Below are 24904 nucleotides of genomic sequence, written 5' to 3' on the forward strand. Positions count from 1 at the left end.
ATAGTAGATTTTTAAAATTATGAATTTTATTCGATTCCCTTTCCTTGTTAAGCTTACACTTGTAGTCATTTCGATTATCGGGATCGGGTATCTTCTGGCGTTGGGTGAAAGTATTCTGGCTCCGTTCTTTCTGGCTTTTTTAATGGCAATGCTTTTTTTGCCGGTTGCCAGTTTTATGGAAAAGAAGTTAAGATTTACAAGATCATTATCTACCATCACTTCTGTTTTGATGATGTTGATGATTTTAACGGGGCTTGTGTACTTCTTCGGGTCACAATTGTCGGATTTCAGTAAAGATCTTCCGCATCTGAGAGTACAGTTTAACAACGTTTTTAATGATCTCCAAAATTGGGTTTCGGCCACTTTTCATGTGAAAATCGATGAGCAGTTGGATTATCTGGATCAGGGGTTGGATAAGCTTCTTTCTTCATCCGCTGTAATTTTGGGCTTTACTTTCGGAATATTTTCTACGGGGCTCGGTTTTATTGTTTTCTTTATTCTGTTTTTCATTTTCATTTTAAATTACAGAAGGGTTTTAAATAATTTTATTGTATCGGTTTTTAACGAAAAACATAAATCAAGCGTTCAGGAAGTTGTGAATGAAGTTCGTGTGATGACGAAAAAATATATCATCGGACTTTGTCTGCAGGTAGTTATTGTTTCAATCCTTACATCAATTGTATTGGCAATTTTAGGAGTAAAATATGCTATTCTTCTGGGGATTTTGACAGGTTTATTAAATGTAATTCCATATTTGGGAATATGTATCGGGCTTTTGATTTCCTGTTTCATTGCCTTTGCGACTACAACGCCATCCACTTGTATTTATGTAATTATCGGATACGTAGCTGTTCACATTGTTGACGGGAATATTATTTTACCGTTTGTGGTGGGTTCAAAAGTAAAAATTAATGCCCTGTTTTCATTCATAGGAATAATTATTGGGGAACATCTTTGGGGAATAGCGGGTATGTTTCTCTGTATTCCGGCGATCGCAATTCTTAAAATTATTTTTGAAAGAGTGGAAGGTCTGCAACCTTGGGGAAGATTACTTGGAGAAGAAGAAAAGCCTCATAAAAAGAAAAAGAAATACAAAATTTCAAAGAATATTACATTAGAGGAAATGGACTGATTATGAGTAATGGGCAATAATTGGCAGTTATTTGATAATGATTTTAAAATTTAGTTCACTTTTAATCAATGGATTGTATTTTTACTTAAATTTGATAAAAAATTATCAATTATGAAAATCGTAAAATTTATTCTGTCCCTTCTTTTTGGGTTAATGTTTATTAATGCCGGATTAAACAAATTCCTAAATTATATGCCGGCTCCCAAGCCTACCCCTGAACAAATGAAGCTTTTCGCTGCTTTCGGGGAAATCACCTGGTTAATGCCATTGGTAGGTATTGTAGAAATTATTGGTGGGCTTCTTTTTATTTTCCCTAAGACAAGAGCTTTGGGTGCTATCGTAATTTTACCGGTAATGGTAGGAATTGTAGTTCACGTTTTCACAATGGATAAATCTACAATGGGCATGACAATAGCAGGTGTTTTATTCTTAATCAATATTTGGATGCTTATTGACAATAAAGAAAAATATAAAGCTTTAGTGAGCTGATATATGTGAATGGCCAACAGTCAATTCGCTTTGCTTGTCAATTTTAAAATTCACTTGCGGAGCAAATTGACTGTTGATCATTCACTTTAAAATGACTATCAATTTTTTGTTATACAAAAGCACTGAAACCGGTAATCGATCTTCCGACAATCAGTGAATTGATTTCTTTCGTTCCTTCATACGAATAAATGGCTTCCGCATCGGCGACAAATCTTGCTACGTCATATTCAAGCAGAATTCCGTTTCCTCCCATCACTTCACGAGCCCTGGAAACAATATCTCTCGTTCTCATCGTACAGAAAACTTTGGCTAAAGAAGCATGTTCGTCCTTTAAAATTCCTTCGTCCTGCATTTCAGAAAGCCTGAAAACCATCGTCTGCATTGCTGTAAGATTCGACAACATTTCTACCAAATGCCCCTGAATCATTTGAAAAGAAGCAATTGGTTTCCCGAACTGTTCTCTTTTTCTTGTGTAATCCAATGCGCTTTCATAAGCTCCTCTTGCACAACCCGTTGCCATCCATGCGACTCCGGCTCTGGTCATTCTCAATACTTTTGCAGTATCTTTAAATGAATTGGCGTTCTGTAAACGGTTTTCTTCCGTTACCAGGCAATCTTTTAATGTAATTAATCCATTCTGAACGATTCTCAACGCCATTTTTCCTTTAATTTTCTCAACGGAATAGCCGGGATTATCTTTCTCAACAATAAAACCTTTTACTTCGCCATCACCCAAATCTCTTGCCCAAATAATTATTAAATCTGCAAAAGTTGCATTTCCGATCCATTTTTTCTGTCCGTTGAGAATCCAGCCATCAGGAGTTTTTTTGCAGGTTACCGTTAATCCTCCCGCTGCTCCCGAACCAACTTCAGGTTCTGTTAAACCAAAAGCTCCGATTTTCTCGAATTTCTGCATCTGTGGAAGCCATTTTTGTTTTTGCTCCTCCGAACCGCACATATATATAGAACCCATCGACAAGCCGGATTGTACTCCAAAAAATGTAGCAATTGAAGCATCAACCCGAGCCATCTCCATCGCTAGTACACCTTCCATTAAAAAAGGTAATCCGGGACAGCCATAACCTTGATACGTTACCCCGCAAATATCGAGTTTCTGAAATTTTGGAATTAATTCATGTGGAAATTCGTCTCTGAGCCAATAATGATTCACCAAAGGCTTCACTTCTTTTTCCATGAACGCTCTTACTTTAAGCTGAATTTCTCGCTGCTCGGGACTTAATGTGTGATAAATATCGTAGAAATCTCCGTCTATCGGCGGAAGCTCCTTCTTCTTTTTATTCGGATCGAGCATTTTCATCATTCCGCTAAGCTGTTTGTCATCCAGCTTGGAAAAGTTTTCCATCAATTTCGGGAGGTTTACTTTTTGAGAAATTTCACTTAGCTGATCAAAATCAATTGATCTGAACAATTCTATTGCGTTTCTGATTTTGGAAAAAGTATTTGACATAGTAGTGTTTTGTGTGTTTGACTTGTAAAAGGTAAGCAAAAATTAATCCGAAAACAAGCCTGTTTAATTGATTTTATTTTACAAAACGCTGATTTTAAAATATTTAAAATATAATTTTTTCTTTACAAATTTTTTACCCGTGATTTTCAAACATTACAAAAAATTCAGACTGAACTTTGGAATAAACAAACATTAAAAATAAATAGTTATGAAAACAACTTACATCAGATTATCAATCGCAACAGCGCTTCTATTGGGAATTTATTCATGTAAAAAAGGGGAGGCAACAGCAGATTATGAAATATCCGCGGCGGCAGATTCTTCGGCAGTCATTATTTCAGACAGTGTCTCTTCGGCTGCTACAATGAAGGTGAAGGACAAACAGTTTATCAAAACAGCAGATGTCAATATGGAAGTAAAAGATGTTTACGAGGCTACAATTTCCATCGAAAAATCAGTTCAGGAATTGGGTGGATTTGTGACGCACAGCAACTTACGAAGTAATGTAATTTCAGAAGAGACCTACAATACTTCAAATGAAAACGCAATGCTGGTGAAAAAATATCAGACTGAAAATACAATGCAGGTAAGGGTTCCGACTGAAAAACTAGGAGCACTTTTAACCTTAATTAATGATAAAAAATTATTCCTGAATTCAAGGTCTATCAATGCAGAAGACGTGACTTCAAGCATCAAATATGCCGAATTGGAAGGTAAAAGAATTAAGAAAACAAGTGAAAATATTTCTCAGTTAAAAGCGAATAAGGATAAAGTAGAACTAGACAACGGAAATATGTCGGAAGAAAATCAACAACAATTGGCTAATATGGATGTTACAGACAACCTGAAATACAGCACAATTGATATTTACATCAAAGAACCTAATCTTCGTATGGCAGAAATTGCGATCACTAATACGCAAAATATCGACAATAAATATAAATTCAATTTCATTTACGATGCAAAAAATGCTTTTGTAGAAGGGTTTTATTTAATTCAGAAAATTGTTGTGGGATTAATTATGATCTGGCCAATTCTACTGATCGGAGCCGTGATTGTTTATTTCCTGAGAAAAAGAAAACCAGTGAAAAAAACAGAACAGAATATCCCACAAATATAAGCTATCCTAACCTTTTGGTTATCTATATATTTTAACCGCAAAAGAAGCAAAAGCTTAACCCATTAATATTTTAAGTTTATCAAAAAAAACGTAAAGAAGAGCACATAAACTTTAAAATTTTTGATTTTTTATTTTTGGAAAACTTTTGTTTCTGCTAATTAAAAAATATGCAAATAGCTTTTGATTCTTTTTGCGGTTAAATAAACTAATTTTAGATTTTACAAGAAACCTCCAGATTTTCCGGAGGTTTTATGCTTAAAATTTTCTTTTCAGAATTTCGGGTTTTGTCTTATATAAATGAAGAATCAGCTCACCAAAAAGTGTATTTGCCCAGGAAAACCAGGATCTTGTAAAATCTTTCGGATTATCGACGTCAAAAGATTCATGGATAAAGCCTGTTCCGGCGTGAGTGGCTTTTAACATCTTTAGGCAAGAAATTATTTCTTCCTCATCATCCGTTGTCAAAGCCTGCATAATCAAACCAAGAGGCCAGATTTTATGCTCACCGATATGCGGACCGCCAATTCCTTTTGCAAATTTTCCCGAACTGAACCATGGATTGGCATGACTTAAAGAAAATCTCCTTGTATTTTCATACACTTCATCCTCTTTTGAAGCATAGCCCAAATAAGGAATCGACAGTAAATTAGGGACATTGGCATCGTCCATAAATAAAGCATTTCCGAAACCATCAATTTCCAAAGCATAAATTTTTCCGGCTTCAGGGTGATTTAAAATCGCATACTTTTGAATGGCTTCATCCACTTCTTTTGCTAAATCTTTAAATTGAATTGAAGAAGTTTCATCCTTTAAAATCATCGAAAAAATCTCAGCAATTTGCCTTAAAGACACCGCCGCAAACATATTGGAAGAAATTAAAAAAGGATAAAAAGTAGCATCATCGGAAGGCCGGAACATCGAGTGAATGAGTCCGATTTTCTTCGTGGGGTTTCCAAAACCTCCTTCAAATTGTGTATCCAAAGCATTTCCGTTTGATCTTTGAAACCAATATGGCCCTTTAGAATTTTTTCTTTGCTGCTCTTTAAAAGTCTGCAAAATCAAAAGCATCGATTTTTTCCATTCTGCATCAAAAACAGAAGAATCTCCGGTCGTTTTCCAGTAATGATAAGACAAACGCATGACATAACACAGAGAATCAACTTCCCATTTCCGCTCGTGAACTCCCGGTTTCATTTGTGTTGAATCATTTTTCCATTCACTTATTTTACTCGAATCATCAAAAAAAGCATTCGCGTAAGGATCAAGAAGAACACATTCAACCTGTTTATTGATCACACCTTTCAACAAATCCTTTAACTTTTTATCTTCATTTGCAAGACTCAGATAAGGGAAAACCTGCGCCGAAGAATCTCGAAGCCACATCGCATCAATATCTCCCGTGATTACATACGTATAAAATTTATTGTTTTTCTGATAAAATTTTACTGTTGTATCCAATGTATTAGGAAAACAGTTTTCAAACATCCAGGCCAGTTCTTCATCAGCAATAGATTTTTTGACAGTTTTGATCGTATTTTCAACTGCCTGGGAAGTGAATTTCCTTTGATTGATATTCGGTCTCTTCGAAATGTAATCAATTGTATATAAAAATTTTGCAGAGGTTGGCAAAGCAAAAAAACCAAGCCCTAATCCTGATTTTTTAATGAAACTTCTTCTGTTAATCATGATCTTTAATGAAAATATTTAATTTAAAAGTAATGATTTAAAAGGTAACAGGCTACAATTACCAGTTGATTTTTAATCATCAATTAACATCATTGCAGTAAAATTCCGTAAATTTGCAGATCAATAATATGGCATGAGGATTTGGTACACCAAGATCCTAAATCCTACGCTCTAAAACCTTAATTTCTAAACATATGCTATCAAAAATAAATCCTACCCAAACCAACAGCTGGAAAGCTCTTGATGAGCATTTTGCAAACAATGATTTTGATTTAAGAACTCTTTTTCAATATAATCCGAACCGTTTCAATGAATTTTCATTAAAAAGAGACAACTTCCTTTTTGACTATTCTAAAAATTTAATTGACGATAGAACGAAAGAGCTTTTATTAAGTCTTGCAGAAGAATGCCAGTTAAGAGACGCTATTTCTAAAATGTTTTCCGGAGATAAAATCAATGAAACAGAAGGAAGAGCGGTTTTGCATACCGCTTTGAGGGATTTTTCTGATAAAGAAATTTTAGTTGATGGCGAAAATATCAAGCCTCAGATTAAAAGAGTTCTTGATCATATGAAATCTTTCTCGGAAAGCATTATTTCGGGAGAGCACAAAGGTTTCAGCGGAAAAGAAATCACTGATGTTGTGAATATCGGAATCGGGGGTTCAGATTTGGGGCCCGTGATGGTAGTTTCGGCTTTGAAACATTTTAAGACAAGGTTAGATGTTCATTTCGTTTCCAACGTGGACGGAAATCATATCGCAGAAGTTGTAAAGAACTTAAACCCTGAAACAACATTATTCATCATTGCTTCTAAAACATTTACAACCCAGGAAACAATGACCAATGCCAATTCAGCAAAAGACTGGTTCCTGAAAGCTGGAAAACAGGAAGATGTCGCCAAACACTTTGTGGCTTTATCGACTAATGTTCAGGCAGTTAAAGACTTTGGAATCGCAGAGGAAAACATCTTCGAATTCTGGGATTGGGTTGGCGGAAGATATTCACTTTGGAGTGCGATTGGTCTTAGCATCGTTCTTTCAGTCGGATATGAAAATTTTGAGCAATTATTAAAAGGGGCTTTTGATACAGATCAACATTTCCAAACAGCTGATTTTGCTGACAATATTCCTGTTTTAATGGGATTATTGGGAATTTGGTATCGTAATTTCTTTGCAGCGACAAGCTATGCAATTTTACCTTACTCTCAATATTTAGACAGATTTGCAGCATATCTTCAACAAGGCGACATGGAAAGTAACGGAAAATGTGTTGACAGAAATGGTGAATTCGTAGAATATGAAACAGGGCCCATCATTTGGGGCGAGCCGGGAACAAACGGGCAACATGCTTTCTATCAATTGATTCACCAGGGAACAGAATTGATTCCTGCTGATTTTATTGCGTATGCAAAAAGCCCAAACAAAGTTTCTGATCATCAGGATAAATTGCTGGCTAACTTTTTCGCTCAGACTGAGGCACTTGCCTTCGGAAAAACAGAAGAGGAAGTTGAGGAAGAATTAAAGAATTCCGGGAAATCTGATGAAGAAATTGATTTCTTATTAAATTATAAAGTCTTCCATGGAAATACGCCAACAAATTCATTTATATTCAATGAATTAACTCCATTTTCATTGGGGCAGTTAATTGCAATGTATGAACATAAAATATTTGTTCAGGGAGTGATCTGGAATATTTTCAGCTTCGATCAATTCGGTGTAGAATTAGGAAAAGTTTTAGCAAACAAAATTCTACCGGAACTTGAAAATAATGAGACCATTAACTCTCACGACAGCTCGACGAATGGGTTGATTAATTATTATAAAGGAAATAAATAACTGTTCAGGATTTTCATTAATTTTGATTAAAAATAAAGATATGACACAGATTATCATTAACCTACACAATAAGGAAGAAGAGACCTTTGTGGAAACTTTTTTGAAAAAAATGAAAATCAGCTTTGAAAAAAATGAAGATGATTTTGAATTGACTGACGAGATGGTGAAATCTATAGAAGCAGCTTTAAAACAAGATAAATCTAAGGCAGTAGATGGTAAGGAATCCTTGAAGAGAATGAGATCCAAATATGGACTTTAATTTTAAGTTTTTACCGCTTGCTGAAGAAAATATCGAAGAAGCGACAGATTATTATGCTAGTATTTCATTAAAAGTTCTCAAGAATTTTAATAACCAATTCGACGCTTCTATTAACAAAATTATAAATAATCCTTATTTTCAGAAAAGGTTTAAACAGGTAAGAGCTCTTCCGGTAAAGAAATTTCCTTACATCATATTTTATGAAGTTGATGATAAAGAAAAAATAATTTACATACTTTCCGTTTTCTGCACTCATCAGAATCCGGAAAAATATCCTTAAAATCTAATAATAAAAAGTAATAAAATAAAAATGGCAGAAATTCTTGACGGATTAAAAGTATCCAAAGAAATAAAAGCAGAAATCAAGGTTGAAGTTGATAAAATCCTTGAAAGCAAAAGAAGAGCGCCGCATTTGGTGGCCATTCTTGTTGGAAACAACGGAGCGAGCAAGGCTTATGTAAATGCTAAAGTAAAAGACTGTGAAGAAGTAGGATTTCAATCCAGCTTAATCAAATTCCCAAGCACGGTTTCTGAATCTGAATTATTGGAAAAAATCGATGAATTAAATAAATCAAAAGCAGTTGACGGATTCATCGTTCAGTTACCTTTACCAGATCAGGTTGACCAGGAGAAAATCATTAATGCCATCGATCCAAGAAAAGATGTTGACGGTTTTCACCCTGAAAACTTCGGGAAAATGGCGTTGGAAATGGATACTTTCTTGCCTGCAACTCCATTCGGGATTTTAACATTATTAGAAAGATATAATATTGAAACGAAAGGTAAAGATTGTGTAATTATCGGAAGAAGTAAAATCGTGGGAAGACCAATGAGTATTTTGATGGGAAGAAAAGATTTCCCTGGAAACTCAACGGTTACATTGACGCACTCTTACACCAAAGACATCGAAGAATATACTAAAAAAGCAGACATCGTAATCACAGCTTTAGGTGATCCTCATTTTTTAAAAGGAGACATGATCAAAGAAGGAGCCGTGATTGTTGACGTAGGAATTACAAGAGTAGACGACGACTCTCCAAAAGGATATTACCTTGCCGGTGACGTGGATTTTGACAGCTGTGCTGCAAAAGCAAGCTGGATTACGCCGGTTCCGGGAGGAGTTGGGCCTATGACAAGAGCGATGTTGATGAAAAATACCATCATTGCTTACAAAACTTCGGTCTATAACGACTAATTTAAAATGAAAATAGAAGAAGATATTTTATTAAAAGAAGGTAAAATGCTCCCGGTGATGGAGCATTTTTACACTCTTCAGGGGGAAGGAGCGCATACCGGAAAAGCAGCCTATTTCATCAGATTGGGCGGTTGCGACGTTGGGTGCCACTGGTGTGATGTAAAGGAAAGCTGGGATCCAAATTTACATCCGCTAATGAATGCAGAAGAAATTGCAAAAACTGCGGCAAGTCACTGTAAAACAATTGTTTTAACAGGCGGTGAGCCATTAATGTGGAATTTAGATATTTTAACATCCAAATTAAAAGAATTGGGATGCACGGTTCATATTGAGACTTCCGGAGCGTATCCGATGAGCGGACACATCGACTGGATCACCCTTTCACCAAAGAAAACAGGACTTCCAAAAGAAGAAATCTATCAGAAAGCTCATGAGCTTAAAATGATTGTTTTTAATAATAATGATTTTAAATTTGCTCAGGAACAGGCCGCAAAAGTTTCGGAAAACTGTACCTTATATCTGCAGAGCGAATGGAGTAAGCGGGACGAAATGTACCCGAAAATTACTGATTTCATTTTACAGCATCCGGAATGGCGGGCATCAGTTCAGACCCATAAATATCTGAATATCCCATAAAAATATGTAAATTAGCCTTTCGTATCCGTAATACAGCTAGATGCAGAGAATTCGATACTCTAGATACCTGAAATCGATTATCATTTTGCTTGACCTTCTGGTTATTGCATCTATTTTCATATTCTTTTTTGTAAGCAGAAACCAGGATTTGAAATACAATCAGGAAACATGGTACCAGAATGCATTTTCTTTAGTGTTGTTATTTTTGTTCTGGATGCTCCTCAGTGGCAGGACAAGAATCTACAATATTCCCAGAAACCTCACTTATACCTTGTTTCTGGAGCGCCTTCTCCTTCATTTTCTGATATTTATTCTGGGGGTTTTACTGATTGGGAAAGTGAGTTATAACGTATTTTTCAATTCGGATATTTACTGGCTTTCGTTTTATCTGTTTTTCTTTATTTTTCTGGCAAAATCCTTTATTTATTTCGGAATTAAATATATCCGTAGTTTAGGGATCAATCACAGGAATATTATGTTCCTGGACGAAAACAGCTCAACGGAGGTTTTAAAAAATATTTTAAAGGAAAGAAAAGATTACGGGTACAAAATTTTCGAATACAGTAATCCTGAAATAAAGCCTAACGAGTTAATAGAATTCTGGAAAGCAAACGGTATTCATACTTTGTTTGTCCCGATAGAAAATTCTTACGATGAAGATACCGAAAAAGAAATTTTCAGATTAGCAGAAGCTAATAAGGTTCATATTTCATTGATTCCGAGTATCACACAAAGTGATTTTTTCCTGTATGATATGGGATATATTCAGACGCAACCTGTTCTGAATCAGGCAAAATACCCGTTGGATTATTACTCCAATTTTTTATTAAAAAGAACATTTGATGTTGTTTTTTCAGTCTTTGTTTTGGTTTGCATTTGTTCGTGGCTGTTTCCGATTATTGCAATTTTAATTAAATCAACATCAAAAGGGCCTGTTTTTTTCATACAGAAAAGATATGGTTTTCATGAGGAGGTTTTTGATTGTATTAAATTCAGAACAATGATCGTAAATGATGAATCTTCAACAAGAACTACGAGTGAAAATGATTCCCGAATTACCAGATTCGGAAAATTTTTAAGAAAAACCAGCTTAGACGAAATGCCACAGTTTTTGAATGTTTTGAAAGGAGAAATGTCAATTGTGGGCCCAAGACCACACATGTTGGCTGTTGATAATTATTATAAGCCAAAGATCGGGCGATACAGTCTTAGAAGCATGGTGAACCCGGGAATTACTGGTCTTGCACAGGTAAACGGACTTCGTGGCGATGCAGGAGATGTGGAAGTGGAAATGAATAAAAGAGTTTTGGCAGACGCTTTCTACGTGAGAAACTGGAGTTTTGTGCTGGATCTGGTTATTATTTTAAAAACAATTTTTCTGGTTGTAGGCGGAGATAAAAATGCGAAATAAAGGGAAGACTAAATTCAGGTTAAACTAAACCTCAACCTTAGCCTCAACCTTAGAATTAATAAAAAAAGTCTAATTTAGCAGCATGTTAAAAAAGTTTTTTACAGCGATAGGAGAATATATAATCCTTGTTGGTAAATCCATCCAGAAACCTCAGAAAATGAGAGTGTTCTGGAAACTATTCATGAGAGAGATCAATGATTTGGGTGTCAACTCATTTGGGTTGGTTATCTTTACATCCATATTCGTGGGGGCGGTAGTAGCCATTCAGATGTTTAATAACTTTGACACTTCGGATTTCCCCATTCCGCCGTCATTTGTAGGATATGCTACAAAAGCGGTTTTGGTTCTGGAGTTTTCACCTACCATTATCAGCCTTATTCTTGCCGGAAAAGTTGGTTCATATATTGCTTCGAGTATTGGAACAATGAGGGTTTCGGAGCAGATTGATGCATTGGATATTATGGGAGTAAATTCACCAAACTTTTTGATTTTACCAAAAATAATCGCCTGTATGATCTTTAATCCGCTACTGATTGCCATTAGTATCGTATTCGGTATTGGCGGAGGGTATTTGGCCGGGGTTTTAACGGGTAACTGGACCACCAACGACTATATTACAGGAATTCAGATGTATATGCCTAATCTTTTTGTTTATTACGCCTTTACCAAGACCATTGTTTTTGCATTTATTATTGCTACGGTGCCGTCTTATTTCGGATATAATGTAAAAGGAGGGTCACTGGAAGTAGGTAGGGCAAGTACACAGGCTGTGGTTTGGACAATGGTGTTCATTATCCTTTCGGAATTACTTTTAACCCAATTAATATTAAGCTAATGATTGAGGTAAAAAATTTAAAGAAAAGTTTTGATGAGGTTGAAGTACTTAAAGGAATTTCAACAACTTTTGAAAAAGGAAAAGTAAACCTGATTATCGGGCAAAGTGGCTCGGGGAAAACTGTTTTCCTAAAAAGTTTATTGAATGTTTATCAACCTTCTTCGGGAGAGATTCTTTTTGATGGAAGAGACATTAATGTAATGAATAGAGAGGAGAAACAGCACCTTCGTTCGGAAATCGGGACCCTGTTTCAGGGAAGTGCTTTGTTTGATTCTTTAACGGTGGAGGAAAACATTATGTTTCCTTTGGATATGTTTACCAATCTTACATTCAGGGAGAAAAAAAGAAGGGTTTTTGAGGTAATCGGAAGAGTACATTTGGATAAAGCAAACAGAAAATTTCCTTCTGAAATTTCCGGAGGTATGCAAAAGCGTGTGGCCATTGCAAGAGCCATCGTAAATCACCCGAAATATCTTTTCTGTGATGAGCCTAACTCAGGTTTGGATCCTTATACTTCTAACGTAATCGATGATCTTTTGCTGGAAATCACAAAAGAATATAATACTACCACAATCATAAATACGCACGATATGAACTCTGTAATGACGATTGGCGAGAAAATTGTTTACTTAAGATTAGGAATTAAAGAATGGGAAGGTAATAAGGACATTCTCATTACAGCGGGCAATAAAAATCTGATTGATTTCGTTTATTCGTCAGAGCTTTTTAAAGAATTGAGAGAATATTTACTTGAAAATAATAAAACTATTGATAATACAATCACAAAAATAGAAGACAATGAAAAAGGTTCTTAGTATAGCATTAATAGGGTTTTCCATGCTTGCATCAGCTCAGATTTCTTTAGCTGCTAAAGCAAACTTAATATTCCCGACAGGTTCACCGTCATGGAAAAATATTAAAGGAACAGTAAACCAGGCCATTGAAGGTGAAGGAAAAAACAATGTAGGCTTCAATATCGGGCTTTCATTGAAGGCGAATCTTCCGGCGGCATTTTTTGTAATGCCGGAATTATATTACACCAACTTTAAAAACGAATTCACTGCAGAAAACACGACTTTTGACATCAAAAGCAGCCGTATTGATTTACCAGTGCTTGTTGGACATAAGGTTTTAGGAGATATGTTGGGTGTTTTCGTAGGTCCGGTTGCGAGTTATAATTTAAGCAAAGAAGATACCTTCAACGATTTTCAGGAGAATGCGAGAGAAAATTTTACTGTAGGTTATCAGTTCGGAGCTCAGCTTGAAATCAAGAAATTTCTTGTGAATGCAAGATATGAAGGTGCTTTCAGCAAAGATTCCAGAAACTTTATCAACAGAGTTTCGGGTGAAGAAATCAGATACGACAACAGACCAAATTTATTTATGGTAGGTGTTGGATACAAGTTTTAAATTAAAGAAAATAACAACTATAAAAAATCCTCAAATCTTAGATTTGAGGATTTTGATTTTGCTGATTCCGAAGTTCGGCTTCACGTTTTGCGATTTCCGCTGCCTGCTTTTCCAGCTCTTCTTTATCTTTTTGTAATTGTTTATATTCCTTTCTTTTCTGCTCTTGCTTTATGGCGCTTCCTTTACTGACATATCCTACAAGTCCACCAATGATCAACCCAATTCCGATACCTCCCATTATTCCCATAATATGAGGCATTCTGATTTGCTCAACGGTAAAATCTGTCGTCAGATAAAAAAGTAAAGCTGAAACAGCCAAAAGTACAAGTCCTGTAAGTGATAAACTCTTCATAATATTGTGTTTAGCGATTAAAAAATTAGAAAGCCTTACCAAATTTAAAAAAATTCAATAAGGCTTTACTCAAGATTAAAAATTCTTTATTAATTATATTTTTCCTCCCGCAGCCTTATAATATTCAAGAGCTTTAGGCAGATCTTTATTAATATCTGATATTCTTGTTTCAGGATTCGGGTGGGTGGATAAGAATTCCGGTTGTCTTCCTCCTTTAGATGAGGCTTCCATTCGGCTCCAGAAAGGGACTGCCTCTCTTGGGTCGTAACCTGCCATCCCCATTAAATATAATCCCATTTTATCTGCTTCAGACTCCTGATTTCTGCCGTATTTCAATAAGGCAACCTGAGATCCGATAGGATAGACTTTCTGGAAAACATTTGCCCATTGCGCATTAGAAATTGTTCCTCCCAAAATAGCACCTCCATATTGAGCCACCATTGCCTGAGAAATTCTTTCATTTCCGTGTCCTGCCAAAGCATGAGAAACTTCGTGCCCCATTACTACAGCAAGTCCGTTATCATTTTTGGTAACCGGTAAAATTCCTGTATATACAGCAACTTTTCCTCCGGGCATACACCATGCATTCAGTTCGTTGCTCTGTATAAGATTAAACTCCCAGCTATAATTCGCAAGATCCGCAGAACGTCCAATAGACTGATAATATCTTTCTGCTGCAGATTTTATTCTCGATCCTACATTCACCACCCTTTTTGCATCTGCTGTTCCTGTGATTACTTTTGATTTTGTCAATGTCGATCTGTATTCCTGAGAAGACATCGTCAGAATTTCTGAATTATTTGCTAGCTGCAAAGAAGATCTACCCGTGATAGGGTTCGTGGTGCAGGCAGCAACTGAAAGGGCAACTGCTCCTATTCCTAATAAATGTTTTATTTTCATAGTTCGAGTGTATTAGTTCAACCTTTACAATTTTTGTTCCAAAATAGTTTCTAAGCAATATATTTGCATACATTTTGCTATTTAAATTTAACAATTATTTTATTATCATGAAAAAGTATATTTCAATCATATTTGTTTTTGGGTTTTTATTCCTCTTTCAAAACTGTTCTTCGCAGAGTGGAATGGATTCTCAAACAGTGTCGATGCTCGTGAATTCCCAGGATTTTTCGTTTCGTGCGGAAAGAGCAACTCCTACGAATTATGACGTCATCAATGTAATGAATTCTATGCCGAACTCTACATCCACAAGAATTCTGGATCTTACCGGAAGTAACTACAGTGTTGATTTGAGAAAGGATAAGCTGGAAGTAGTTTTACCTTATTTTGGAAGGGTTTTCAATGCAACTTATGGAAATACAGATAAAAACAGCTACAGATTTACATCAAAAGATTTTACAGTAAACAAATCTCAAAATAAAAAAGGAAACTGGATTGTAAGTATTAAACCGAACGATGTAAGTAACGCAGATGAAATTATCATTGAAGTATTTAAAAACGGGAAAGCTTTCACATCAATCAGAAGTAACGACAGGCAACCAATTTCTTACGACGGATATATTACTAAAAATGAAGAGGTAAAACCTCAACCTTAATCTTTAGATAAAAATTTTTCCACAAATAATTTTGCTTCGGTACTTGGATTGGAAACCATGGTCGAAGCATTTTTTTTATGTTGAATATAAGCTTCTTCCGCAGCGTTATTTTTCTTCATCATTGATAGAATATATTCCTGAACCCAATATTCAAAGCGTTTTTCTGCCTGTTGAGTCCGAACTTCTTCAAATCGGTTGGTTTTCTTTTTAAGACTAATAAACTCATTAATTTTCTCGAAAACATCACTCAATCCTTCATTATGCAAGGCAGAACCGAGCAAAACAGGAACTCTCCAGTCTTTTTCTTTAGATGGAATAAAATCCAACGCACGTTTTAATTCTAGCCTTGTATTTTTTGCTTTCTGAAGATTTTCTTTTTCCACTTTATTGATGAAAATCACGTCCACCATTTCCATGATTCCGCGCTTGATTCCCTGAAGCTCATCACCGCCGCCAATTATTTTTAAAAATAAAAAGACATCAGTAATATCAGCAACCAGAACTTCAGACTGACCCACACCAACTGTTTCAATTAAAATAAAATCATAGCCTGCTGCTTCACAGATCATCATCGTTTCAAAAGTTGTATTGGCAACACCTCCCAAAAATCCGGAACTTGGGGAGGGGCGGATGAAGGCATTTTCTTCTTTGGCGAGTTCTTCCATTCTGGTTTTATCACCCAAAATACTTCCTTTATTAATAGCAGAACTCGGGTCAATGGCTAGGACAGCCACTTTTTTACCATTAGAAATCGCCAGTCTTCCGAAATTTTCTATGAAAGTTGATTTTCCGGCCCCCGGAACTCCCGTAACACCTACTCGGATTGAGTTTCCTGTGAACGGCATGATCTGTTTCAACAGTTCTTCCGCCTGTTGTCTGTGCTCGGATTTTTTACTTTCAACCAATGTAATAGCTTTTGCGATCAGGCGTTTGTTTCCCGATCTTATTCCTTCTATTAGCTCTTCTGTAGAAAATTTCATTAATTCAAAAATAGACAAATAAAAGTCAACGGTCAATAGTGAATTTGCTTTGCTTGTGAATTTTTTTAAGAATTTAATTTCTTTTTTTTAAATTCACAAAATTCTCAATTGACAAGTGAAATGAAATTTATCATTCGCACTTTTTAATTTGTATTTCTTCTAAATTATGCACTGTCTCATCAATAAGAAAGGGAATTTCCTACATTTGTTTTAAATCAAATAATTAAACAATGAAAAAAATAATAGCTGTAGCATCTTTCACTGCTGTTTTGTTGGTGTCGTGTACTCCAAAAGCTTCAACAGCGACAGCTCCGGTAGCTGCAACGTCTACAGCAGAACAGATAGCCCAAGGAAAAACAATCTTTGAAAACTCATGCGGAAAATGTCACAAACTTCCTGATCCAACGTCTCACAATTCAGTACAGTGGGTGGGAATTATGAATTCTATGGCTCCAAAAGCAAAGCTTACGGATGAACAACATCAATGGGTTTACGATTATATCGTATCTGTGAAAAAATAATCACCTCAAAAAAAATATTATTATGAAAAAAATGATTTTTGGTATAATTGGTATTTCCGCATTTTTGGTGTCGTGTGGACCCAAAAGTACTGCCGTAACAGGACCTAAGTACACTTCCTCGGAACAACTGGCACAGGGAAAAACCATTTTTGAAAATTCATGCAACAAGTGTCACGGACTGCCAAATCCCGAAAGGCACGACGATCAGGGATGGATAAAAACATTGAGCAGAATGGCTCCAAGAGCTAAACTGAATGATGATCAACATCAAATGGTTTATGATTATCTGATTTCTGTAAATAAAAAATAGGCTTCTTTTGAAGTCTATTTTTGTTTTGTGTTTCATTTTAACGCAAAAATTGACAAGTGAACGTATTGAGTATTCACTTCACTATTAATGATTTATTTCAGCTCAATTCCTAAGCCTGGTTTTTGGGATAATATTATTTTGCCGTTTTCTGCAAAATTTCCGGTGGCATAATCGTTGGAAATAAGATTTGCCCCATCTAAATCTGCATAATCAACAAGTCCTGTCAAAACACATCCCGCAGAAATGCCAACGGTAGATTCTGTCATGCAGCCGATCATGATTTTGTAGTTTAATTCACGGGCTTTTTTAATCATTTCCAGAGCGGGTGTTAATCCGCCACATTTCATTAATTTGATATTAATGCTTTTATAATATGGAACTAATTCATCCAAAGAATCAATATTCTGGCAATCTTCATCTGCCATCCAATTGGCAAAACTTTCTTTCTTTAAAACGTGATAATTGTCGATGGGTCTCGGCTGTTCGAGATATGAAAACTTTTGAACCTCAGTATTTTCCTGAAGCCAGATACAGTCTTCATCGGTGAAGCTTGCGTTGGAATCTAATGCGATATTTCTATTTAACTTCAACAGTCTTTCAATATCATTTTTATTTAAACTTTTACATTTTACCTTGAACTTATTCCACCCGCTTTTCTCAATTTTTTTAATTTGATCTTCAACACTGGCAACGGAAATCGTGATGGAACTTTCAACTGAATTTTCAGAAGGAATTTGATTTAGCTCAATAAAGCTTTTATTTTCCAGCTTACCGAACAAATCCCAGTAGGCACAATCCAATGCTGAAAGTAAAAAGGGATGCAAATTTAGATTCAATAAAAATTTAAAAAAATCTTTCGGATGAATAATTTTCTGAGCTTCAATTTTAGGTTTAATTTCTTTTAATTTTAAGACAAAACTTTGAAAATCAATTTGATAATAATCGATCGCGACGCATTCTCCAAACCCGTTACAATTTTGGTGAGATAATTCTATCAATAATGCATCTCTTTTGTTGTAATTTCCGTAAGCAATTGAAAATGTTTCTTTTAAATGTAATTGTTTAAGCTCAAACCGTAATTCCATTATTAAATTTACAAAAAAAGGAGACTTATTTCGTCTCCTTCTTCTTTTTAGTTTGCTTTTTCTTCGGCATTTTTTCTTTTAAGAATTTTTTACGGTCTTTTATCATCTCGAAACTGCATGATGTAAAACAGTATTTTTCAGCTTCGTCTAAAAATTTCAAAGCATTAGATAAACTTCCTCTCTTCTCAGAAAGTAAAGATCTGTATAACCATAAGGTTGATTTGTCAATCCCTTTGATTTTTAATGAATAAGCAATCAGTTTTTCTGCTTCCTGGAAATCTTCGTTATCCAAAAGGCATTTGATGTAATATTGCGGAACGTTTAAATTCGTAACATCACATTGCATGGCTTCTTCAAAATAAAGCTTTGCTTTTTCGTAGTCGGTCAGCATCTCGCTGTAGATTCTTCCCATCAAACACAGGCTGTCGGCATCTTCAGGATCGTAAGACAGCGCATAATTCAATGCTTCCAGGCAATCCGGCAAGCTGTAAGGGTAATTATCTAAAGCCTCGAAGTAGTATTTACTTTTAGTTAAGGTCATTTTTGTAGTTTTTTAATTCATTTTTCAGTTGATTTCTTTGTTTTTTGAAAGATTTTTCCTGATAATTCTTTTTAAAATCTGTTCCGGAAAATGTTCGGATCGGATTTCCTCTCTGCACCTGCAAATGGTTGTTCCAGGTTTCCTGCATCCTCTTTTCCAATTGTTGAATATAAATTCCTGTCACTTTTTCTTTTAGTCTTGTGATCGACAATTTTTTATTCTCCAATTGTGACCGGGAATCCTGCACAAAAACACTTTGTCCCGTAGGTAAGTGTGTTGCGCGAACAGCGGTGTTCACTTTATTCACGTTTTGTCCGCCACTTCCCTGGCTTCTTGTAGTTTGAAACTGAATGTCTTTTTCATTAAAATCAATCTTCTCTAATCCTTCCAGTTCAAAAATCCCTATGAACCAATTGCTTCTTTTGTGCAATTTCCGGAATGTGCTTTTTCCTGTCCAACAAATACTTCCCAACCATGTTTTTAAAAATTCATTTAAATTTTTTCCTTTTAAAAGGATGGTTACAGATTTCAATGTCAGATTTTCATCACCATTTTCTCGGTGTATGATTTCGTAATCTATATTATCGTTTTTTGTTTCATCAAGGAAAACCTTCAGAACTTTGGCAACCACCCATTGACATTCTAAAGGTCCTCTTCCTGAGGTTATTTGTATTAATTTGTCCATTGTTATTTTGGCATTTCACTTAATCTCGGATGACCAACGGGATCAATTCCTCTTTCTAATAAATCTTTTGCAGCCATCACTGCCCAACATTTATCACTAGAATGGATATTTCTGTAAAATGAAAGTAAAACATCCGGTTTCACAACTGTAAATCCGTTGGCTTCGACGGTTTCCAAATCGTTTCTTTCAAAAAAGTCTATTGTTATTCTGTGAAACTTTTTATTTTCCAGTTCGACTGTTTTCTCGTACCTGCGGAAATTTTCTTCACTTGGTAAATGATCGTAGCGGGTCCATACTTTCTGAAAACCCTCCTGCTGAAGAGTCATAACGACTTCAGCAACATTTTCTTTAGACACAAAAATATCAATATCCTTATGGTCGTGAGCGTGCTTGTATTCCGTATGCCCTGTTTCAGACAAAAAATGCCACGCCCAACCTCCTGATAAAATGACTTTATTTTTTAATTTTTCTAAAATTTCCAGTCCGTGTTGAATTCTAAATTCCGGCCAGACTTCACCGTATCTTTTTATGTTATGTGATGCTCCCATTTTGTTATTTTTTTGTTGATTATTGAAGGTTAATAATTGTCAGTTAAATCCATTAACCAACAACTATAAACCAACAACTATTTTACTTATCCATCCTCACAATTCTTGGCTGAAAAGTTCCTAGAATATCTACCAATTCGCTTTGTGCATTCATGACTTCGTTGATGTCTTTGTATGCCATTGGTGCTTCTTCGGTGTTTCCACCCATCAAAGTGACATTCTTTAATTTTAATTCTTTTTTGATGTCATTTTGAGTGAACAGATTTCTGCATTCTCCTCTTGAAAAAGCTCGTCCTGCGCCGTGCGAAGCTGAATTCAGTGAATCCGGATTTCCTTTTCCGCGAACAATGAATCCTTTTGCCGTCATCGACCCGGGAATCATTCCCAATTCATTTTCGTTGGCAGGAGTTGCGCCTTTTCTGTGAACGATCACTTCTTTTCCGTTGTGGATTTCTTTCCAGGCGAAATTGTGATGGTTTTCAATTTTCGCTTTTACCCGTCCTCCGACTGCTTTCACCAACCTCCGGTGAATGTCGTCGTGACAGGCCGAAGCATAATCTCCTGCGAGATTCATTGCTGTCCAGTATTCTAATCCGAGATGCGTGTTCAAATCCAGCCAGGCGAAGTTTTGTGCTTCTTTCGGCAACGGACATTGTTCTACGGCAACTCTTGAATAATATTGAGCAATTTCAGCTCCCAAACCACGCGAACCGCTGTGTGAAAGGATTCCGAGGTATTTTCCTTTCGGAAGCCCGATCTGCTCGTCTTCTTCCGTAATCTCAACTTCCCCGAATTCCACAAAGTGATTTCCACCACCGGAACTTCCCATTTGTTTGATGGCTTTTCCTTTTAACCTTCTCAAAATCGGAATTAAATCAAACGTATCTCTGTCGAAAATTTCGTGATCGACATGAGATTTATGTGTTTCATACATTCCGAATTTGGTATGCTCGGCCAGCGCTTTTTCATATTTATCTCTTGCGCCATCCAAGTATGAAACCGGCGTATCCAAAATACTGAGGCTCATCCTGCAGCCAATATCCATGCCGACTCCATAAGGAATCACGGCATTTTCTACGGCAAGAACTCCACCGATCGGAAGTCCATAACCACTGTGAGCATCGGGCATCAAAGCTCCCTGTGTTGCAATGGGGAGTTTCAATGCGGTATACAACTGGTTTTTGGCTTCATCCGAAATATTATTTCCAAAAATGTGAAAAGAAGTACGGTTTGTATTAAGCATTCTTTTTTCTGTTTTCCTGGATGAAAGCAGGGCTTCTGCAATTTGTCCGAAGGTTAAATCTTTTTCATAATTCTCCGGATTCATCAGAATTTCCTTTAAAAGAGATTTTACATGATGTATATTTTTCGTTGCAAAATTTCTTTTCATGACTTCCAAAGCGATGTTTACACTTTGATTGTTTGGATAGCCTATTTTTAATATGTCTTTTCCTTTAAGTTTTAAATTTCCCATTGTTTTTGTTTAAGATATTAGATGTGAGATATTAGAAGTTAGACCTAATATTCCGATCATTTCTCCTTCAACTAAAATTTTAGTTGATTTTAATTTGTTAAACCTAACAGGTTTTTTGAAACCTGTTAGGTTTTATTGGCGGACATTTCTCCTAGCCCCGATTGCAGCACTTGTTTGAGCTCATTTTGTGGTTTTCGGGCGGCGGCTTCGCCGCCGCCCGAAAACCACAAAATAGCGAGTGCGGAAAGCGGGAAATAGCTTCTAAAAAATAGATTGGCTATTCGGAAAGTCCTACATTTTATTAAAAAAGGATTTCGGGGAAACTGATATGAGTTTGAAATATTGCGCAAAAAAAACCCGAAATCTCTACGACTTCGGGTTTTGATATTTCATTATACTGTTATTCCTATGAGTGTACCAAACCACGAAGCCTTACCACCATAAGGGGTAATCCAACTGTAGAATTCTGTGTCGCTTTGAACATTGCTTCGTTGTTTTTTAATTGGTTAAACTTGATTTTCAGGTGCAAATATATTACTTTTTCTGAATATGCAAATTTTTTCATAAAAAAACCTGAATGTTTTTACTATTCAGGTTTCTGTATTTCTTATTAAAATTTTAATCTTTGGAGCCCTGGCTGTCCATTTCATCATTCATTCCCCTGCCTTCATTGGAGTGATAAACCCTTTCTGAACCGAGAAAATAGATGTCGTGTTTTGCTTTCGCAATGATACCGTTATAAACTTCTTCGGACATTCCTGCCGGAGCATGTGGCTCTTCCTGTTGTTTTTTATATACTTTCACGGCTCCGTTGGCATTGAGTACATCATTTGCTTTTTGAGCCTCTTCAAGATTATCGGCATACACAATGATATTATTTTTACCGACACTTTCTCTGCTGTACGCCTCCAACATTTCCGTATCATGAGCGAAAACAAAGTCCCAAAAGTTTCTTGTTGTTACATCGTCTCTATAATCACCAGCAGACGATTCATTTTCTAATTTTGACCTGGAAACAATGATGTTCGCTTCCTGAAAGCCATTTTCTTTTAAAGATTTTTTAATTTCCTCTGTATCTACAGTCACCGGAAATACTGAAACTACTGTATAAGCCATAATGAAATTTTTCATTAGACAGTACAAAAGCCATGCAAATTTTATTTTTGAAAAGTTAATTTAATTTAAAAATTTCTCCAAAATATCTACGGCACATTTCGGAAGATTGGTTCCTGGACCAAAGATAAAGTCGGCACCGTTGGCGTATAAAAACTCGTAATCCTGTTGTGGAATTACTCCCCCTACAACGATTGTAATATCGTCTGCACCGAGTTTTTTCAATTCCGCGACAACCTGCGGAACCAACGTTTTATGACCTGCCGCTAAAGAAGATACCCCTAAAATATGAATATCATTCTCAACTGCCTGTTTTGCAACCTCTTCCGGAGTTTGGAACAATGGAGCAACATCCACATCAAATCCCATATCCGCAAACGCTGTTGCCACTACTTTTGCGCCTCTGTCGTGACCGTCCTGTCCCATTTTTGCAACCATTAATCTTGGACGACGACCTTCTTCTTCTTCAAATTTCTGAGTAAGATTCAGGGCTTTTTCGAAATATTCATTTTTTCCTGCATTCATAGCGTATACACCGGAAATTGTTTTTATGCTTGCTTTATATCTTCCGAAGCTTTCTTCCATAGCATCGCTCATTTCACCAAGAGTCACTCTTCTCCTTGCCGCTTCAATGCACAATGCCAGAAGGTTTCCTTTTCCTGTTTTTGCAGATTCTCTGATTTCATTTAAAATCTGTTCAACGGATTCGGGATTTCTTTCTGCTTTTATTTTGTTTAATCTTTCGATCTGTTTTCTTCGAACTTCCGTATTATCAATATCTAAAATCTCGATCTGATCTTGTTTTAAAGCTGATCTGAAAGAATTAACTCCAATAATAAATTCTTCACCGCTATCAATTTTAGCTTGCTTTTTGGCTGCCGCTTCTTCAATTCTCATCTTAGGAATTCCTGCTTCAATAGCTTTTGTCATTCCGCCCTCCTGCTCAACCTCATCGATGTATTTCATCGCTTCTTTGATCATTTGCTGGGTTAAGCTTTCCACCAGATTACTTCCGCCCATTGGATCTACAACATCGCAGATTCCGCTTTCCTGCTGAAGAATAATCTGGGTATTTCTTGCAATTTTCGCCGAATAATCCGTTGGTAAAGCAATCGCTTCATCCAAGGCATTCGTATGAAGTGACTGCGTCCCGCCCAAAGCAGAAGACAGCGCTTCAATTGCTGTTCTTGTAATATTATTAAAAGGCTCCTGTTCGGTTAAGGACCATCCGGAAGTTTGTGAATGGGTTCTTAAAGCCAAAGATTTTGGATTCTGGGGATTGAACTGCTTCAATAATTCTGCCCAGATATATCTTGCAGCACGCATTTTTGCAATTTCCATGAAGTGATTCATTCCGATTGCCCAGAAAAAGGATAATCTCGGGGCAAAATCATCGACTTTCATGCCTGCTTTTATTCCTGTTCGTACGTATTCTAAACCATCTGCAAGAGTATAAGCCATTTCCAGAACCGGAGTAGCTCCCGCTTCCTGCATATGATAACCCGAGATAGAAATTGAATTGAATTTCGGAATATTTCGCGAAGTATATTCAAAAATATCGGCAATGATTTTCATGGAAGGTGCAGGTGGATAAATGTAGGTATTTCTCACCATAAATTCCTTTAAAATATCATTTTGAATCGTACCGGAAAGCAATTCCTGATTCACTCCCTGTTCTTCTGCAGCCACGATATAGAAAGACAAAACCGGTAAAACCGCTCCATTCATCGTCATAGAAACCGAAATCTGATCTAATGGAATTTCATTAAACAAAATCTTCATATCCTCCACAGAATCAATGGCAACACCCGCTTTTCCAACGTCACCAACAACTCTTGCATGATCTGAATCGTAACCTCTATGGGTTGCCAAATCGAAAGCGACAGAAAGTCCTTTCTGACCTGCCGCCAAGTTTCTTCTGTAAAAAGCATTCGACTCTTCCGCTGTTGAGAAACCTGCATATTGACGAACCGTCCAGGGTTTTTGAACATACATTGTCGAATATGGTCCTCTTAAATAAGGCTCAATTCCCGGGGAAGTCTTTGTTAAGGCTTGATCTTTAACATCTTCTGATTTGTAAGAGGATTTTAACTGCAATCCATCTTTTTCAAAAGAATAGATTTCAATATTTTTTTCGGTTATATTAAATTGAGGAGTTTTATTCTGAACTTCCCTTCTCATACTTGATTTATTTGATGGCTAAAATTACACATTTTTGAAATAATAATTTTGTGATTAATTTTAAATAGAAATGACGTATAAACAT

Annotated in this window: 28 protein-coding genes; 15 read left to right on the forward strand and 13 right to left on the reverse strand. The window is 36.1% G+C overall.

The window, feature by feature from the left end; all coding sequences use genetic code 11:
- The first annotated feature begins 19 nt into the window (after window positions 1–19).
- Both ATE47_RS17970 and ATE47_RS17975 read left to right on the forward strand, forming a co-directional pair.
- A complete protein-coding gene (locus tag ATE47_RS17970) occupies window positions 20–1132 on the forward strand; it encodes an AI-2E family transporter (protein ID WP_062163248.1) in 1113 nt (370 codons plus the stop codon).
- A gap of 111 nt (window positions 1133–1243) precedes the next feature.
- The gene (locus ATE47_RS17975; protein ID WP_062163249.1) at window positions 1244–1621 is read left to right on the forward strand and encodes a DoxX family protein; all 378 of its coding nucleotides are present in this window, start codon (window positions 1244–1246) and stop codon (window positions 1619–1621) included.
- A 109-nt stretch (window positions 1622–1730) separates the two neighbouring features.
- Here ATE47_RS17975 and ATE47_RS17980 read toward each other — a convergent pair whose 3' ends face one another.
- Window positions 1731–3089, reverse strand: a complete 1359-nt coding sequence (locus ATE47_RS17980) for an acyl-CoA dehydrogenase family protein (protein ID WP_062163250.1) — start codon at window positions 3087–3089, stop codon at window positions 1731–1733.
- 208 nt (window positions 3090–3297) lie between these two features.
- On the opposite strand from ATE47_RS17980, the gene ATE47_RS17985 reads away from it, so the two are divergent.
- On the forward strand, window positions 3298–4209 hold the full coding sequence (locus ATE47_RS17985) for a DUF4349 domain-containing protein (RefSeq protein ID WP_062163251.1): 912 nt from the start codon (window positions 3298–3300) through the stop codon (window positions 4207–4209).
- Window positions 4210–4464: 255 nt separating this feature from the next.
- On the opposite strand, the gene ATE47_RS17990 is transcribed toward ATE47_RS17985, so the two are convergent.
- The gene (locus ATE47_RS17990) at window positions 4465–5892 is read right to left on the reverse strand and encodes a glycoside hydrolase family 125 protein (RefSeq protein WP_442857094.1); all 1428 of its coding nucleotides are present in this window, start codon (window positions 5890–5892) and stop codon (window positions 4465–4467) included.
- Between the two features lie 197 nt (window positions 5893–6089).
- Here ATE47_RS17990 and pgi point away from each other — a divergent pair, with 197 nt between their 5' ends.
- The 9 genes from pgi to ATE47_RS18035 all read left to right on the forward strand — a co-directional run bounded on the left by pgi (window position 6090) and on the right by ATE47_RS18035 (window position 13476).
- Complete coding sequence (gene pgi / locus ATE47_RS17995) at window positions 6090–7730, forward strand: glucose-6-phosphate isomerase (protein ID WP_062163253.1); 1641 nt, start codon at window positions 6090–6092, stop codon at window positions 7728–7730.
- Window positions 7731–7770: 40 nt separating this feature from the next.
- Window positions 7771–7989 carry a DUF2683 family protein gene (locus ATE47_RS18000; protein ID WP_062163254.1) on the forward strand — a complete coding sequence of 73 codons (219 nt, stop codon included), beginning with the start codon at window positions 7771–7773 and terminating at the stop codon, window positions 7987–7989.
- Window positions 7979–8269: a type II toxin-antitoxin system RelE/ParE family toxin gene (locus tag ATE47_RS18005; RefSeq protein ID WP_062163255.1), complete on the forward strand. Its 291-nt coding sequence runs from the start codon at window positions 7979–7981 to the stop codon at window positions 8267–8269. Before ATE47_RS18000 ends, ATE47_RS18005 begins: the two co-directional genes overlap by 11 nt.
- A 30-nt stretch (window positions 8270–8299) precedes the next feature.
- On the forward strand, window positions 8300–9184 hold the full coding sequence (locus ATE47_RS18010; protein ID WP_062163256.1) for a bifunctional 5,10-methylenetetrahydrofolate dehydrogenase/5,10-methenyltetrahydrofolate cyclohydrolase: 885 nt from the start codon (window positions 8300–8302) through the stop codon (window positions 9182–9184).
- A gap of 6 nt (window positions 9185–9190) precedes the next feature.
- Window positions 9191–9820 (forward strand): 7-carboxy-7-deazaguanine synthase QueE, encoded by a 630-nt coding sequence (locus ATE47_RS18015; protein WP_062163257.1) that lies wholly within the window; start codon window positions 9191–9193, stop codon window positions 9818–9820.
- A gap of 40 nt (window positions 9821–9860) precedes the next feature.
- Window positions 9861–11231 carry an exopolysaccharide biosynthesis polyprenyl glycosylphosphotransferase gene (locus ATE47_RS18020; RefSeq protein ID WP_062163258.1) on the forward strand — a complete coding sequence of 457 codons (1371 nt, stop codon included), beginning with the start codon at window positions 9861–9863 and terminating at the stop codon, window positions 11229–11231.
- An 82-nt stretch (window positions 11232–11313) separates the two neighbouring features.
- Entirely contained in the window at window positions 11314–12066 is a 753-nt protein-coding gene (locus tag ATE47_RS18025; protein ID WP_062163259.1) for an MlaE family ABC transporter permease, read from the forward strand.
- Window positions 12066–12881: an ABC transporter ATP-binding protein gene (locus tag ATE47_RS18030; RefSeq protein ID WP_062163260.1), complete on the forward strand. Its 816-nt coding sequence runs from the start codon at window positions 12066–12068 to the stop codon at window positions 12879–12881. The genes ATE47_RS18025 and ATE47_RS18030 overlap by 1 nt, the downstream gene beginning before the upstream one ends.
- The gene (locus ATE47_RS18035) at window positions 12865–13476 is read left to right on the forward strand and encodes an outer membrane beta-barrel protein (protein WP_062163261.1); all 612 of its coding nucleotides are present in this window, start codon (window positions 12865–12867) and stop codon (window positions 13474–13476) included. The genes ATE47_RS18030 and ATE47_RS18035 overlap by 17 nt, the downstream gene beginning before the upstream one ends.
- A gap of 37 nt (window positions 13477–13513) precedes the next feature.
- Here the strand turns inward: ATE47_RS18035 and ATE47_RS18040 are convergent, their stop codons facing one another.
- Together ATE47_RS18040 and ATE47_RS18045 are read right to left on the reverse strand one after the other, a co-directional pair.
- Window positions 13514–13828 (reverse strand): lipopolysaccharide assembly protein LapA domain-containing protein, encoded by a 315-nt coding sequence (locus ATE47_RS18040; protein ID WP_062163262.1) that lies wholly within the window; start codon window positions 13826–13828, stop codon window positions 13514–13516.
- Between the two features lie 93 nt (window positions 13829–13921).
- Complete coding sequence (locus ATE47_RS18045) at window positions 13922–14728, reverse strand: M48 family metallopeptidase (protein WP_062163263.1); 807 nt, start codon at window positions 14726–14728, stop codon at window positions 13922–13924.
- A 107-nt stretch (window positions 14729–14835) separates the two neighbouring features.
- On the opposite strand from ATE47_RS18045, the gene ATE47_RS18050 reads away from it, so the two are divergent.
- Window positions 14836–15381: a DUF4251 domain-containing protein gene (locus ATE47_RS18050; RefSeq protein ID WP_062163264.1), complete on the forward strand. Its 546-nt coding sequence runs from the start codon at window positions 14836–14838 to the stop codon at window positions 15379–15381.
- On the opposite strand, the gene meaB is transcribed toward ATE47_RS18050, so the two are convergent.
- On the reverse strand, window positions 15378–16361 hold the full coding sequence (meaB, locus tag ATE47_RS18055; protein WP_062163265.1) for a methylmalonyl Co-A mutase-associated GTPase MeaB: 984 nt from the start codon (window positions 16359–16361) through the stop codon (window positions 15378–15380). The genes ATE47_RS18050 and meaB overlap by 4 nt on opposite strands.
- A gap of 230 nt (window positions 16362–16591) precedes the next feature.
- Between meaB and ATE47_RS18060 the strand changes: the two genes are divergently transcribed.
- Together ATE47_RS18060 and ATE47_RS18065 are read left to right on the forward strand one after the other, a co-directional pair.
- The gene (locus ATE47_RS18060) at window positions 16592–16882 is read left to right on the forward strand and encodes a hypothetical protein (RefSeq protein WP_062163266.1); all 291 of its coding nucleotides are present in this window, start codon (window positions 16592–16594) and stop codon (window positions 16880–16882) included.
- Between the two features lie 22 nt (window positions 16883–16904).
- Window positions 16905–17192 (forward strand): hypothetical protein, encoded by a 288-nt coding sequence (locus ATE47_RS18065; protein ID WP_062163267.1) that lies wholly within the window; start codon window positions 16905–16907, stop codon window positions 17190–17192.
- 92 nt (window positions 17193–17284) lie between these two features.
- Here ATE47_RS18065 and ATE47_RS18070 read toward each other — a convergent pair whose 3' ends face one another.
- The 8 genes from ATE47_RS18070 to scpA form a co-directional block, all read right to left on the reverse strand.
- Window positions 17285–18277 carry an enolase C-terminal domain-like protein gene (locus ATE47_RS18070; RefSeq protein WP_062163268.1) on the reverse strand — a complete coding sequence of 331 codons (993 nt, stop codon included), beginning with the start codon at window positions 18275–18277 and terminating at the stop codon, window positions 17285–17287.
- A gap of 25 nt (window positions 18278–18302) precedes the next feature.
- The gene (locus ATE47_RS18075; RefSeq protein WP_062163269.1) at window positions 18303–18818 is read right to left on the reverse strand and encodes a tetratricopeptide repeat protein; all 516 of its coding nucleotides are present in this window, start codon (window positions 18816–18818) and stop codon (window positions 18303–18305) included.
- A complete protein-coding gene (gene prfH, locus ATE47_RS18080; RefSeq protein WP_062163270.1) occupies window positions 18805–19503 on the reverse strand; it encodes a peptide chain release factor H in 699 nt (232 codons plus the stop codon). The genes ATE47_RS18075 and prfH overlap by 14 nt, the downstream gene beginning before the upstream one ends.
- Before the next feature lie 2 nt (window positions 19504–19505).
- Entirely contained in the window at window positions 19506–20051 is a 546-nt protein-coding gene (locus ATE47_RS18085) for a nucleotidyltransferase domain-containing protein (protein WP_062163271.1), read from the reverse strand.
- Window positions 20052–20133: 82 nt separating this feature from the next.
- Entirely contained in the window at window positions 20134–21525 is a 1392-nt protein-coding gene (locus tag ATE47_RS18090) for an RtcB family protein (RefSeq protein ID WP_062163272.1), read from the reverse strand.
- 406 nt (window positions 21526–21931) lie between these two features.
- Complete coding sequence (locus ATE47_RS19325) at window positions 21932–22090, reverse strand: hypothetical protein (protein ID WP_185097109.1); 159 nt, start codon at window positions 22088–22090, stop codon at window positions 21932–21934.
- A 53-nt stretch (window positions 22091–22143) separates the two neighbouring features.
- Complete coding sequence (locus tag ATE47_RS18095; protein ID WP_150114847.1) at window positions 22144–22641, reverse strand: hypothetical protein; 498 nt, start codon at window positions 22639–22641, stop codon at window positions 22144–22146.
- Between the two features lie 60 nt (window positions 22642–22701).
- On the reverse strand, window positions 22702–24819 hold the full coding sequence (scpA, locus tag ATE47_RS18100) for a methylmalonyl-CoA mutase (protein ID WP_062163274.1): 2118 nt from the start codon (window positions 24817–24819) through the stop codon (window positions 22702–22704).
- Window positions 24820–24904 lie beyond the last annotated feature (85 nt).

Origin of the sequence: Chryseobacterium sp. IHB B 17019, assembly GCF_001456155.1 — a bacterium.
In the GTDB taxonomy this organism is placed as follows: domain Bacteria; phylum Bacteroidota; class Bacteroidia; order Flavobacteriales; family Weeksellaceae; genus Chryseobacterium.